This window comes from Cryobacterium sp. TMT1-66-1, assembly GCF_004403435.1.
In the GTDB taxonomy this organism is placed as follows: Bacteria; Actinomycetota; Actinomycetes; order Actinomycetales; family Microbacteriaceae; genus Cryobacterium; species Cryobacterium flavum.
The window spans coordinates 149,107-162,789 of record NZ_SOGP01000025.1; the positions used below are offsets into that span (position 1 = coordinate 149,107).

The 13,683-nt window shown below is 67.1% G+C and carries 13 protein-coding genes; all 13 read right to left on the minus strand.

What is annotated here, in order from left to right; translation table 11 throughout:
• Positions 1-11: 11 nt before the first annotated feature.
• On the minus strand, positions 12-761 hold the full coding sequence (locus E3T29_RS19415; protein WP_241987923.1) for a pseudouridine synthase: 750 nt from the start codon (positions 759-761) through the stop codon (positions 12-14).
• A gap of 68 nt (positions 762-829) precedes the next feature.
• Positions 830-1,474, minus strand: a complete 645-nt coding sequence (locus E3T29_RS19420) for an SMC-Scp complex subunit ScpB (RefSeq protein WP_134347104.1) — start codon at positions 1,472-1,474, stop codon at positions 830-832.
• Complete coding sequence (locus tag E3T29_RS19425) at positions 1,464-2,273, minus strand: ScpA family protein (protein WP_134347105.1); 810 nt, start codon at positions 2,271-2,273, stop codon at positions 1,464-1,466. The genes E3T29_RS19420 and E3T29_RS19425 overlap by 11 nt, the downstream gene beginning before the upstream one ends.
• Entirely contained in the window at positions 2,257-3,096 is an 840-nt protein-coding gene (locus E3T29_RS19430) for a ParA family protein (protein ID WP_241987924.1), read from the minus strand. Before E3T29_RS19430 ends, E3T29_RS19425 begins: the two co-directional genes overlap by 17 nt.
• Positions 3,097-3,237: 141 nt before the next feature.
• The gene (xerD, locus tag E3T29_RS19435) at positions 3,238-4,170 is read right to left on the minus strand and encodes a site-specific tyrosine recombinase XerD (RefSeq protein ID WP_134347106.1); all 933 of its coding nucleotides are present in this window, start codon (positions 4,168-4,170) and stop codon (positions 3,238-3,240) included.
• Between the two features lie 2 nt (positions 4,171-4,172).
• Complete coding sequence (locus E3T29_RS19440; RefSeq protein ID WP_134347107.1) at positions 4,173-4,817, minus strand: NUDIX hydrolase; 645 nt, start codon at positions 4,815-4,817, stop codon at positions 4,173-4,175.
• Positions 4,810-6,504 carry a CTP synthase gene (locus E3T29_RS19445; RefSeq protein WP_233197486.1) on the minus strand — a complete coding sequence of 565 codons (1,695 nt, stop codon included), beginning with the start codon at positions 6,502-6,504 and terminating at the stop codon, positions 4,810-4,812. The genes E3T29_RS19440 and E3T29_RS19445 overlap by 8 nt, the downstream gene beginning before the upstream one ends.
• Before the next feature lie 35 nt (positions 6,505-6,539).
• Positions 6,540-8,234, minus strand: a complete 1,695-nt coding sequence (gene recN, locus E3T29_RS19450) for a DNA repair protein RecN (RefSeq protein ID WP_134347108.1) — start codon at positions 8,232-8,234, stop codon at positions 6,540-6,542.
• Positions 8,231-9,151, minus strand: a complete 921-nt coding sequence (locus tag E3T29_RS19455; protein ID WP_134347109.1) for an NAD kinase — start codon at positions 9,149-9,151, stop codon at positions 8,231-8,233. Before E3T29_RS19455 ends, recN begins: the two co-directional genes overlap by 4 nt.
• A gap of 4 nt (positions 9,152-9,155) precedes the next feature.
• On the minus strand, positions 9,156-9,956 hold the full coding sequence (locus E3T29_RS19460) for a TlyA family RNA methyltransferase (protein ID WP_134347120.1): 801 nt from the start codon (positions 9,954-9,956) through the stop codon (positions 9,156-9,158).
• Positions 9,957-10,072: 116 nt separating this feature from the next.
• Complete coding sequence (locus E3T29_RS19875; protein ID WP_166789869.1) at positions 10,073-10,228, minus strand: hypothetical protein; 156 nt, start codon at positions 10,226-10,228, stop codon at positions 10,073-10,075.
• 9 nt (positions 10,229-10,237) lie between these two features.
• Positions 10,238-11,266 (minus strand): HAD-IIA family hydrolase, encoded by a 1,029-nt coding sequence (locus E3T29_RS19465; RefSeq protein WP_134347110.1) that lies wholly within the window; start codon positions 11,264-11,266, stop codon positions 10,238-10,240.
• Entirely contained in the window at positions 11,244-12,227 is a 984-nt protein-coding gene (locus E3T29_RS19470; RefSeq protein ID WP_241987921.1) for a hypothetical protein, read from the minus strand. Before E3T29_RS19470 ends, E3T29_RS19465 begins: the two co-directional genes overlap by 23 nt.
• Between the last annotated feature and the right edge of the window lie 1,456 nt (positions 12,228-13,683).

A 13,683-nucleotide genomic window follows, 5' to 3' on the forward strand; every position in this document is an offset into this window, starting at 1 on the left:
TGCGTCAGTCCTTAGTTAGCTTCGGGCCGCGCGCTCGGCGCCTGCCGGGAGACGGTGAGCAGCTGGCCGAGTTCTTCGCGGGTGAGTTCGCGTACGGCACCCTGCTGCAGGGTTCCGAGGTTCAACGGTCCGAATTGGCGACGTACCAGGTCGACCACGGGGTGACCGACGGCGTCGAGCATCCGTCGTACGATGCGGTTTCGACCGGAGTGCAGGGTGAGTTCGACCATGCTGTAGCCGCCGCCGGGAGGGCTCGTGAGAATGCGCGCCTTGTCGGCGTGGATGGGGCCGTCGTCGAGTTCGATGCCGCTCTGCAGCTGCCCGATGGTCTGCGGTGAGACGCGGCCCTCGACCTTGGCGATGTAGGTCTTGGAGACGCCGAAGGAGGGGTGGGCGAGCACGTGGGCGAGGTCACCGTCGTTGGTGAGAATCAGCAGGCCGCTGGTCTGGGCGTCGAGGCGCCCAACGTTGAACAGTCGTTCGTCGAACTGGTCGGTGAATTCGCGCAGGTCGGGACGTCCGCTCTCGTCCTGCATCGAGGAAACAACGCCGACCGGCTTGTTGAGCATGAGGTAGCGGCGGGTGGTGTCGAGCTGCACGGCCACGTTGTCGACGGCGACCTGGTCGGTTTCGGGGTGTACCCGGCGGCCAAGCTCGGTGACGACCTTGCCGTTCACCCGCACACGGCCGGAGGTGATGAGGTCTTCGGAGACGCGGCGGCTGGCGACGCCGGCTGAGGCGAGCACCTTCTGCAGGCGCACGCCGTCGGCTGCGGCCTCCGGGTTGAAGTTGGGGTCGCGCGGGGCTTGGTCCTGGGGGGTGTTGTCGGTCAAAGTAGATCCTCGAATCCGTCGGTGCCGCCGTCGAGCAACGGCGAAAGGTGGGGTAACTCGTCGAGCGAGTTGATTCCGAGCTGGGTGAGCAGCAAGTCTGTGGTGGCGTAGTTGATCGCGCCGGTTTCACTGTCGGTGAAGGCCTCGGTGACGAGGCCGCGACCGAGCAGGGTGCGCACGACGGAGTCGACGTTGACGGCGCGAATGCTGGCGACCTGGCCGCGACTGATCGGCTGCTTGTAGGCGATCACAGCGAGGGTTTCGAGCGCCGCCTGGCTGAGCCGGCTGGGATTCTGGGTCAGCACGAAGTCGGTCACGAGCTCATCGTGCGTTGCACGCACGTAGATGCGCCAGCCACCGGCGACCTCGCGCAGCTCAAAACCGCGGCGCACCGCTTTCCTACCGTCGGGGCTGCTGATGCCGTCGAAATCGGCCACCAGCCGCGCAACGGATGCCGCTACCTCAGCGACCGGCCGCCCCACGGCGGTCGCGAGGTGCACGAGGCCCTGCGGTTCGTCGGCGACCATGAACACGGCTTCGAGCTGGCGGTCGAGGTCGCTGGCCGCTGGCGAAACGGATGCTGCGGCATCCGTTTGCGGGGCGCGCGATCGCGTGTCGGTGGTCGGGTTTCTAATTGTCATAGTCGGCTCCGAGGGATGCCAGGTTTTCATCGGACCAAGAGTCGCTGCTCCAGCGCAGGGTGAGCTCGCCGAGGGGCTCGATCTGATCGAAGGAGAGGGCGCCATGACGGTACAGCTCGAGCACCGCGAGAAAGCGAGCGATGATGACGCCCTTCAGGTCGGCCCCGGCGATGAGCTGCCGAAACGAGACCGGCTCCCCCGGCTGCAGCATGGCGACGATGTAGGCGGCCTGTTCGCGGATGCTGACCAGCGGCGCGTGCAGGTGGTCGAGGCCCACAACGGGCAGCTCGCGCGGTGCGAGGGCCACGGCGGCCAGGGCGGCGAAATCGGCGAGGGAGAGTGTCCAGACCAGCTCGGGAGTCTTCTGACGGTACTTCTCCTCCAGCCGCACCGACCGCACGTGCCGGCGGGTCTCCACGTCGAGCTGACCGGTGAACCAGCCCGCGGCTTCCTTGAAGGCGCGGTATTGCAGCAAGCGGGCGAACAGCAGGTCGCGGGCTTCGAGCAGCGCCACGTCTTCGGCGTCGACAAGTTCACCCTGCGGCAACAGTCCGGCCACCTTGAGGTCGAGCAGTGTGGCGGCGACGACGAGAAACTCGGTGGCCTGGTCGAGTTCTTCGTTGGCATCTAGGCCGCGCAGGTAGGAGATGAACTCGTCGGTGACCTGGCTGAGCGAGATCTCGGTGATGTCGAGTTCGTGCCGCGTGATCAGTTTCAACAGCAGGTCGAACGGGCCTTCGAAGTTGCCGAGGGCGACCGAAAACGCGGGCTTCTCGGCCGCGCTAGGCGACTGCGCCACGGTGGATCAGTTCGCGGGCCACCTGTAGGTAGGCCTTAGCGGCCGCGTGCTCGGGCGCGAAGTCGGTGATGGGAACCCCGGCGACGCTCGCGTCGGGAAATTTCACGGTGCGGCCGATGACGGTTTCGAGCACGCTGTGGCCGAAGGCGTCGACGACGCGCTCGAGTACCTCGCGGGAGTGCAGGGTGCGGGAGTCGTACATGGTGGCGAGGATTCCGTCGAGTTCGATGGCCGGGTTGAGTCGGTCGCGCACCTTGTCGATGGTTTCGATGAGCAGGGCGACGCCGCGCAGGGCGAAGAATTCGCACTCGAGCGGGATCAGCACGCCGTGGCTCGCGGTGAGGGCGTTCACGGTGAGGATGCCGAGCGAGGGCTGGCAGTCGATCAGGATGACGTCGTAGTCGGCCGACACCTTGCGCAGCACGCGGGCCAGGATCTGCTCGCGAGCGACCTCATTGACCAGGTGCACCTCGGCGGCGGAGAGGTCGATGTTGGCCGGGATAACGTCGAGTCCCTCGACCGAGGTCTGCTGGATCGCGTCTTTCGGGTCGACCTTGCCGTTCAGCAGCAGGTCGTAGATGGTGGTGACATCGTGGGTGGGTACGCCGAGGCCGGCCGAGAGGGCGCCTTGCGGGTCGAAGTCGACGGCCAGCACGCGGCGGCCGTAACTGGCCAGGGCGGCACCGAGGTTGATGGTCGTCGTGGTCTTGCCGACGCCACCCTTCTGGTTGCAGAGGGAGATGATGCGGGCCGGACCGTGGCTTTTCAGCGGCTCCGGTTCGGCGAATTCGTGTTTTTCTCGTCCGGTCGGACCGACCGGCATATCGTCGAAACCGGGTAGCGAAATTCGCTCGCTCAACTTACGCGTCACTGGCCCGTCCTTGATTTGTCCTGCACCCATCACTTGGTCGATTGTAGCGAGTGTTCGGCCCGTCGCCGCAAGGATCGCCGCTGTGCCCCCTGATCAACGCGCTCGGGGGTGGGCGAGGGTGTACATGTCGCGGAGGGTGTCCACCGTGACCAGCGTGTAGATCTGGGTGGTCGCGACCGAGGAATGGCCGAGGAGTTCCTGCACCACGCGCACGTCGGCCCCTCCGGCGAGCAGGTGTGTCGCAAAGGAATGTCGCAGGGTGTGCGGCGAGACGGGCACGGTGAGCCCGGCGCGTTCGGCGGCAGCGCGAATGATCAGCCAGGCGTTTTGCCGGCTCACCCGCTGCCCGCGCAGCCCGAGAAACAGGGCCGGCGTCGAGCGTCCGCGAGCCGACAGCATCGGCCGAGCTCGCACCAGGTAATCGGAGACGGCGGCGCGCGCGAAACTGCCGACCGGCACGATGCGCTGTTTGTCGCCCTTGCCGGTCAGGCGCACCGAGTCGAACTCCTCCACGAGCACGTCGTCGACGTTGAGGTTGACTACCTCGCTCACCCGGGCGCCGGTAGCGTAGAGCAGTTCGAGCAGGGCTTTGTCGCGCAGGCGCTGCAGATCGTCGCCGTCGGTGGCCGCGAGCAGCGCGCTGACCTGGTCGATCGAGATCGCCTTGGGCAGGCGCAGGGCCAGTTTGGGCGGTTTGGTGTCGTGCGCAACATCCGTTTCGACGAGGCCCTCACCCTGCAGAAACCGGTGAAACCCGCGCACGGTCGAGAGAACGCGGGCGATGGAAGCCGCCGTCAGCGGCGATTCCGGGCGCAGTCCGAGGTACTGCACGAAGGCCGAGATGTGCGCACGGGTGACGTCGCGCAGGTCGGTGATCGGCCGCGGCGCACCCTCAGCCGAATCTGCCCCAAGCCAGGCCGTGTACAGCCCGAGATCACGGCGGTAGGCGGCGACGGTGTTCGCCGCGAGACCGCGCTCGACCGACACGTGCCGCAGATACCCATCCACCGCCGTGGCGATCGACATGTTCAGGCGGCGGTGTGACTGCTGCGCGAATGAATGCTGAGCGGATGCCGCGGCCACGGCAGGTCGGCCGCCGCCAGCGTGCTCCACCCGCGTGAACGCGCCACCTGCGCGGCCAGAACAGCCACGATCAGGATCGGGTTGGAGATGCGACGGGCCAGCACGGCGTCGACGCACTCGTCCAGCGGAACCCAGCGCAGTTCGATATCGGCTTCTTCGTGGGTACGGGCGAACGCGGCAACCGCCGAGATGCCCCGGGCGAGGTAGACCCGAATCGCTTCGTTGCTGCCGCCGGGCGAGGTATAGAACTCGGTGAGCAGCGCCCACTCGGAAGCGACGACATCCGCTTCTTCGGCCAGCTCGCGCTTCGCGCCGACGACGGCGTTCTCGCCGCTCACGTCGAGCAGTCCGGCCGGCAGTTCCCAACCGCGCAGGCCGGTCGGGTGCCGGTACTGCTTGATCAGCAGCACCCGGTCCTGCTGGTCGAGGGCGAGTACGGCGACCGCGCCGGGGTGGTCGAGGTACTCGCGGGTGATGCTCGCGCCGTTGTAGTCGAAGCTATCGCGACGCACGTTCCAGATGGCGCCGTCATAGACGATGTCGCTCGCGGTCACGTCGACCGGCGCGACGTCATCCTCTAGTTCAGGCACTGAGTTCTTCTTTCACCTCGAACAGGCGGCTGGCCTGCTGGCGGTCGAGCGCGGCCTTGATCAGGCCGCGAAACAGCGGATGCGCGTGGTTCGGTCGTGACCGCAGCTCGGGGTGGGCCTGCGTGCCCACGTAGAACGGGTGTTCCTCGCGCTTGAGCTCGACGTATTCGACCAGGTGGCGGTCGGGGCTGGTTCCGGAGAACCACAGGCCGGCCAGGGCGATCTGGTCGCGGAAGGCGTTGTTGACCTCGTAGCGGTGACGGTGACGTTCGGACGCCGAGTTTTCGCCGTACAGTTCGGCGACGAGGGACCCCTCGGCGAGGGTGGCCGGGTAGAGGCCGAGGCGCATGGTGCCGCCGAGGTCGCCTCCGGCGATGATCTCGACCTGCTCTTCCATGGTCGCGATGACCGGAAACTCGGTTTCCGGGTCGAACTCGCTCGAGGATGCTCCAGGCAGGTTGGCCTTGTTGCGGGCGTATTCGATGACCATGCACTGCAGGCCGAGGCACAGGCCGAGCACCGGGATGCCGTTTTCGCGGGCGAACTTGAGGGCGCCGAGCTTGCCCTCGATGCCGCGGATGCCGAAGCCGCCCGGCACGCAGATGCCGTCGAGTTCGCCGAGCAGGCGGGCCGCTCCCTCGTCGGTTTCGCAATCGTCGGAGCCGATCCAGACGATCTTGACCTTGCTCTGGTTGGCGAATCCGCCGGCTCGCAGCGCCTCGGTAACCGAGAGGTAGGCATCCGGGAGGTCGATGTACTTGCCGACCAGACCGATCGTGACCTCGTGCTTGGGGTGGCGTACGGCTTCGAGCAGGTTCTCCCAGCCGGACCAGTCGACGACGTCGGCCACGAGGCCGAGGGCGTTGACGATGTACTTGTCGAGACCCTGGTCGTGCAGCATGGTCGGGATCTCGTAAATCGACGCAACGTCGACGGCGTTGACGACGGCGTCTTCGTCGACGTCGCACATGAGAGCGATCTTGCGCTTGTTTGACTCAGAGACCGGCCGGTCGCTGCGCAGTACGAGGGCGTCGGGCTGAATACCGATCGAGCGGAGCGTCGCGACGGAGTGCTGAGTGGGCTTGGTCTTCTGCTCGCCGGCCGCGCCGAGGAACGGCACGAGCGAAACGTGCACGAAGAAAACGTTGCCGCGGCCGAGTTCGTGGCGCACCTGGCGGGCGGCCTCGAGGAACGGCTGGCTTTCGATGTCACCGACGGTGCCGCCGACCTCGGTGATGATCACGTCGGGGCGCACATCGTCACTGGCCTGCAGGCGCATGCGACGCTTGATCTCGTCGGTGATGTGCGGGATGACCTGCACGGTGTCGCCGAGATATTCGCCGCGGCGTTCCTTGGCGATGACCTGCGAGTAGATCTGCCCGGTCGTCACGTTGGCCGACTGGCCGAGGTTGATGTCGAGAAAACGTTCGTAGTGGCCGATGTCGAGGTCGGTCTCCGCCCCGTCGTCGGTCACGAAGACCTCGCCGTGCTGGAACGGGTTCATCGTTCCCGGGTCGACGTTGAGATAGGGGTCAAGCTTCTGCATGACGACCCGCAGGCCGCGTGCAGTGAGAAGGTTTCCGAGGCTGGCCGCCGTCAAGCCCTTACCGAGCGAGGAGACCACACCCCCGGTCACGAAGATGTGCTTGGTCGTGCCGTCTGATCTATCCGTAAGTATATTTTCCACCACGGGCTTCAATGCTATCACCTGAATTTCGCCGATCACTTTGGCTTCGCGAGGTCGAGAAGTTCGCGGGCATGTTCGAGGCCGCTCTTCGAGTCGGGCAGCCCCGAGAGCAGGCGCGCCATTTCGGCGGCCCGGTCGTCGCCGCGCAGCTGGCGCACGCTCGAGGCGGTGACGGATCCGTCACTGTCCTTGACCACACTGAGGTGATTACCGGCGAACGCTGCGACCTGGGCGAGGTGGGTGACCACGATCACCTGGGCGGTTTCGGCCAGTCGGGCCAGCCGGCGTCCGATTTCAATGGCGGCGGCCCCGCCCACGCCGGCATCGATCTCGTCGAAGACGAAGGTGGGTACCGGGTCGGTCGCGTTGATGACAACCTCGATGGCGAGCATGACCCGCGACAATTCGCCACCGGATGCCCCGCGCGCCAACGCCCGGGGTTCGGCGCCCGCGTGCGGCTGCAGCAGCAGGCGTACGAGGTCGCTGCCGGTGATCGTGAACTCGGGGCCGGGTTCCACCTCCACGAGTAGCACGGCGTCCGGCATCGCCAGCGCGCCGAGTTCTGCGCTCACCCGGGCGCCGAGCTGCACGGCTGCCGCCAGGCGCAACGCGGTGAGGGCGGCGGCGAGATCGGTGACCAGCGTGTGGTCGGCATCCGCTTCGGCGCTGAGCTCATCGATTCTCTCGGAGTCGGAGTCGAGCTCGAGCAGCCGCGTGCTTCCGGTGTCCAGAAATTCGATGGCTTCCTCGAGACCGCCTTGGTACTTGCGGGCGAGGATTCCCAGTTCGCCGCGGCGTTCCTGCACGATTTCGAGTTCGCGGGCACCGTCGGCGTCGAGGCCGTCGAGATAGCTGGCCAGTTCGGCGGCGATGTCGGCGACGACGAAACCGACGTTGGCGATCGCCGCGACCAACGACGGCAGGGCGACGTCGTGCGGCGCGACCCGGTCGAGGGCGCGCCTGGCGGTTTCGAGCAGGGCAACGACGTCGGGCAGGTCGTCGGGGTTGTCTTCGGCGGAGATGAGCTGACGGGCCTGCTCGCCGGCCAGGCGCAGCTCTTCGAGGTTGCCGAGGCGTTCAGCACGCTCGGCCAGCTCGGCGTCCTCTCCGCGCTGCGGGGCGACCGTTTCGATCTCGGCCAGTGCAGCGCGCAGGTCGTCGGCCTCGCGAGCACGCAGGTCGCGCTCCGTGACCAGCCGATCGAGATCCTGTTGATTGGCCTGCCAGCGGTGGAAGGCGTGCTGGTAGTCGCCGAGAACGGCGGCGAGATCGAGCCCGGCGAAGCGGTCGAGGGCGTCGCGCTGGGCGGCGGCGGAGCGCAGGCGCACCTGATCACTCTGGCCGTGCACCACGACGAGGTCGTTGCGCAGGTCACCGAGTACGCTCGCCGGAGCGCCACGGCCGCCGACCATCGCGCGACTGCGCCCTTCGCTCGAGACCGATCGCCCGAGGATCAGTTCCGGCCCGTCGAGGTCTCCCCCGGCGTCGCGCACCCGGTCGGCCACGGCGCTGGCCGGGTCGATGACCCAGCGGCCCTGCACGAAACTTTGCGGCTGCCCCTGACGCACGGTGCCGGCATCCGCTCGATCGCCGAGCAGCAGCCCGAGGGCGGTGACCACCATGGTCTTGCCGGCGCCGGTTTCGCCGGTGACGGCGGTGAAGCCGGGGCCGAGCGGCAGCGTGGCCTCAGCGATGACGCCGAGGTCGCGGATGAACAGCTCGTCGATCACTCGCGGCCGACCGGGCCGCGCCAGCCGGTGACCGGCAGGTCGAACTTGTTGACCAGGCGGTCGGTGAATGGCCCGATGTGCAGGCGGGCCAGCCGCACCGGAACAGTGGAGCGGCGCACGATCACGCGGGCGCCGGTTGGGAGGTCCTGCGTGCGGCGTCCGTCGGCGCAGAGCACGGCGCGGGCGCCGGTACGGGAGAGTACTTCAACGGCGAGGGACGACTCCGGGCCGACCACGAGCGGCCGCGCGAACAGGGCGTGGGCGCTGAGCGGCACCAGCAGCAGCGCTTCGACGCCGGGCCAGACGATCGGGCCGCCGGCCGAGAACGAGTAGGCGGTCGAGCCGGTCGGGGTCGAGAGCACGACGCCGTCGCAGCCGAACGACGACAGCGGACGACCGTCAACCTCGACGACGACCTCGATCATGCGTTCGCGGCTGGCTTTTTCGACGGTGACCTCGTTGAGCGCCCAGGTTTCGTAGACGACCTCGTCGGCGACCTTGACCCGCACCGAGAGGGCGAGGCGTTCTTCGACCTCGTAGTCGCCCTTGAGTGCTCGACGCACGGCCTCGCCGAGGTCGTCACGCTCGCTCTCGGCGAGAAAACCCACGTGGCCAAGGTTGATACCGAGCAGCGGTGCCGAGCAGCCGCGCACGAGTTCGGCCGATCGCAGGATGGTGCCGTCGCCGCCGAGCACGATGACCAGCTCGAGTTCGGCGGTTTTTACGGTTTCCCCGAGAATGGCAATGTGGCCGTTCAGTTCGGGCGATGAAGCGAGCAGGTCGGCCCGCTCATCGAGCGCGAGCACGGGCACGGCGCCGGCAGCGATGAGCTGCTCGCAGACCGTCGCGGCGGCCTCGAGCGAGTCGGCCCGGCCGGTGTGCGCCACAATCAGAAAATACCGCGGGGTGTCACTCATCTCGTCACGCTCCCACCACGGAATCGACCCGGTCCATCCATTCTGTCGGATTTGTGCCGGCCGTGGCGCTCATCCAGCACAGATACTCGTGATTTCCGGCCGCCCCAATGATGGGTGAGGCGATGACGCCGCAGGTCTTCAGGCCCAGGTCCCAGCCGGCCCAGAGCACGCCGGCCACCGAGTCGCTGCGCAGGCCCCTATCGTGCACGATGCCCTCGCGAATGCCGCCGCGACCCACCTCGAACTGCGGCTTGATCAGCAGCACGAAGTCGGCGCCGGGTGCGGCCGTGGCCACGAGGGCCGGCAACACGGTGGTCAGTGAGATGAACGACAGGTCGGCCACGACGAGGTCGGGACGGGTCGCGATTCCGGATGCCACGGCGAGCGTTTCCGGGGTCGCATAGCGGATGTTGTACCCCTCGACCAGCAACAGCTGCGGCTCGGTCTTCAGTTGCGCTGCCAGCTGGCCGTGGCCGACATCGGCGGCGATCACCTGAGCGGCGCCGCGTTCGAGCAGCACCTGGCTGAACCCGCCGGTGCTCGCTCCGGCGTCGAGAGCCGTGCGGCCGCTGACGTCGAGGTTGAAGGCGTCGAGCGCTGCATTGAGTTTGTGGGCGCCCCGGCTGACGTAGTGGTCGGTCGCGGCCACCTCGAGAACGGCGTCCGCGTCTACTTTGGTGCTGGCCTTCACGACCGGCACTCCGTTGACCGTGACGAGGCCGTCGGCGATGAGTTTGGCAGCGACCGTTCGGGACCGAACCAGGCCACGATCGGCGAGGGCAGCGTCGAGGCGGGAGGCGGGCATCCGTTCTGGCGGGCCGTCAAGCGGGGCGGTATCGGTCGGGTCAGCGTCGTTCACGTGCTCGGGCATAAATGGGTCTGTTTCATGGTCTCGGCGAAAATTCGGCACGGAGGCGTCGGTCACGCCTGGCCCGCCTGGTCGGTGTCGGCGTTCTCGAGTTGTTCGCGCAGCTGCTCGTGCAGCTGCCCAAAGGCCTCAGCGCGCGCTTCGAGCGGCTGGGTCTCGATGTCGACGAGTTGCGCCGCGAGATCGACCGATTCTGGTTCGGGGTTCACAGCTCTAGGCTACTGCTCGAGATACAGTCGCTCCGGAACGTTGAGGCCGTAAATCGCCCGCCCGGATCGGTAAATCGCGGCGCAGGCCGCGCGCAGCAGGTTGACCCCGCCGTCGCCTGCCTTGAGAATTTGCACGTCGTTGCCATGCACCCGCACGCTGGCCCCGTTCACCGTCGCGGTCGAACCGTCCTTGGAGAACACCGTTTCCGGGTACGGCTCGTGCAGTTGCTGCAGGTTTTCGATGATGAACGCCGGCCGCGACTCCTTGTCGGCGGCGAGGGCTTGTTTGGCCCGGTCGATGCCGGTGAGCACGAGTACGGCGGGGATGCCGGCCCGGTTGGCACCGAGAATGTCGGTGTCGAGCCGGTCGCCGATGAAGAGCGCGTTCTTCGCGTTGAACCGCCGAGTCGCCTCCAGAAAGATGGCCGCTTCGGGTTTGCCTGCCACGAGCGGCAGCCGGCCCACAGCCGTGTGCACGGCGGAAACAAGCGTTCCGTTGCCGGGAGCGATGCCGCGGGCCACCGGAATGGTCCAGTCGGTGTTGGTCGCGATCCACGGAATTCCGGTGCCCACGCCGTCGGCATTCAATGCGAACGCCGCTTCGGCCAGGTGCACCCAGCCGACGTCGGGTGAGAAACCCTGGATGACGGCGGCCGGCTTGTCGTCGGCCGAGCGCGTCACGACGAAACCGCCCTTGACCACCTCATCGACCAGACCGTCGCCACCCACCACGAGGATGCTCGAGCCGGGTGCCACCTGCTCAGCGAGCAGCCGCACGGCTGCCTGGGGAGAGGTGACGACATCCGCTGCGGCCACGCTCAGCCCGAGTTGGGTGAGGTGGTCGGCAACCGACTGGTCGGTACGCGAGGCATTGTTGGTGATGTAGCCCACGCGCATCGTGTCAGCGGCACGGTTCAGGCTTTCAACGGCGAACGGAATCGCCGCCGGACCCGCATAAACCACACCGTCCAGATCGGCCAGCAGCACGTCAACGCCATCGAGTGGCGTCGCCGACTCAGGCTTTCGGCGATGCAGCATCCGGCTCCGTTTCGTCATCCTGCGAAACGGATGCCGCAGCGTCGTCCTCGGCGTTCGTCTGGTCGTCGGCGTCGTCAACCTCAACGGCAGACGCTGGATCAACGGCCGTCGCCGGAGCATCGCCGAGGCCGGCCGCGGCAACTGCACGAGCAGCCTCGCCGGCGTCGACCGATTCGTCATCGTCGTCATCATCGCCGGCGTCAGCCGCAAAGTCGGCGAGGGCGTCATCGTCGTCCTCTTCCATCTCTTCGATTTCGATGGTTTCGTCATCGTCACCGGAGGCACCGAGGGCGGCATCAGCGCGAGAGGCCCGTTCGAGCCACTCGTCAGCTTCGTCCTCGCGGCCGAGTTCGCTCAGAACCTCTGCGTACGCGGCGAACAGCTCGGGGCTGTAGGAGAAGGCCGTGTTGGGGTTGAGCTGGGGAATTTCGAGTTCAACGAGCGCGGCATCCGTTTCACCGAGGTCGAGGCGTGCCCCCGACATGGCGATGGCCAGACCAACCTGTACGGACGGGGACAGCGTGCTGCGGTCGACCGAGCGACCAAGCTCGAGAGCCCGGTCGGGACGGCCCACGCCACGTTCGCTGTCGACCATGAGGGGCAGCTGGTCGTTCGAGCCGGAAATGCGACGGTAGGTGCGCAGTTCGCGCAGGGCCAGAGCGAAGTCGCCGGTGGCATAAGCGGTGATCGCGAGGCTCTCGCGCACAACTCCAATTCGGCCGGCCCGGCGGGCGGCGCTCATCACGTGCTGGTGGGCGAGCTGCGGGTTCTCCTCGATGACGCGTGCCGCCATGGCCAGGTGGCGGCCAACGGTCTCGGCGTTCTCCTTGGTCAGGGTCTTCAGCTCGTTCCGCGCAATGCGGTCGAGGTCGTTGGCCGTGATGTCGTCGGGAAGCTCGGGGTCATCGTGACGGGGACGCACCGAACGCAGCTCACGCTGCATGCGCTGCTCTTCGGTCATCTCCTCTTCGACGACGCGGGCATCGCGGTCGTTACGGGCCGGAGCGCCGTCGCGGGTCCACAGCTTCTTGCCGGCGTCGACGCGCGGGGCACCGGCACGGTTCGGTGAACCGCCGCGCTGGGTCCACGGCTTGCTGTCGTTGTCGCTGCGCGGTCGGTCGTTGCTCGGCCGATCGCTGCGGTCGGGCCGTGCGCCATCCTTGGCCCACGGCTTACGGTCCCCGCCCTGGGCAGGGCGATCAGAGTTGCCCCGGTATGGAGCGCGATCGTTGGAGCCGGACGGACGATCAGAGTTGCCACGGTACGAAGGACGCTCACCCTGCGCCGGGCGGTCAGAGCTACCCCGATACGGAGGACGCTCACCCTGCGCCGGGCGGTCAGAGCTACCCCGATACGGAGGACGCTCGCCCTGCGCCGGGCGGTCAGAGCTACCCCGATACGGAGGACGCTCGCCCTGCGCCGGGCGGTCAGAGTTGCCCCGATACGGAGGACGCTCGCCCTGCGCCTGGCGGTCAGAGTTGCCACGGTAGGGAGCACGATCGTTGCCGCCGGACGGTCGGTCAGAGTTGCCACGGTACGGGGCACGGTCACCCTGGGCAGGACGATCAGAGTTTCCCCGGTACGGAGGACGCTCGCCCTGGGCCGGACGATCCGAATTGCCACGGTACGGAGCCCGGTCATTGCCACCGGAGGGGCGGTCAGAGTTGCCACGGTATGGAGCACGCTCGCCCTGGGCCGGACGATCCGAGTTACCACGGTACGGAGCCCGGTCATTGCCGCCATAGGCGGGCCGATCAGAGTTACCGCGATACGGCGGCCGTTCTCCACCCTGCTGGGGGCGGTCGGAGTTGCCACGGTAGGGAGGCTTGGCACCATCACGGCCACCGGAAGGTCGCCCGTTCGAGGGTCGGCCACTCTGGTTCGAACGACGGTCATCCTGACCGTTGTTACGGGAATCGCCGTCGCGGGGTCCTGAAGGGCTCACTTGTATCTCCTGTGTAATTAGTCCGGCATTTCGACAGACAGACCAAGCCTAATCCCTAGCGCAAAACCCCGCTGAGAACCTACCTATCAAGATGCAACGCCATTCCGCCAGACGCCCGCTCTTACCGCGGCTGCAGCACGTCGCAGCTCGCACAGCGTCCACGTTGTAGGCGGGGTGTCGGGGTATTCGCGGGGTGTTCGCGGGGTGCCGAGTTCGAGTGTTTGAGCTGAGCAGCGGATGCGCCGTCACCCCGCAGGCGTACGGCCGGGGTCTTGAGAACGCTACTGAACGCGGTCGCCGGAGAGCGGCTTAACGAAAACAGGGCCACCCGTGGGTGGCCTGTTAACGCAGGAAAGCCATCCCCGGAGGGATGGCTTTTCTGGTGTTTCTAAGTTAAGTCCGGCGGTGTCCTACTCTCCCACAGGGTCCCCCCTGCAGTACCATCGGCGCTGAGAGTCTTAGCTTCCGGGTT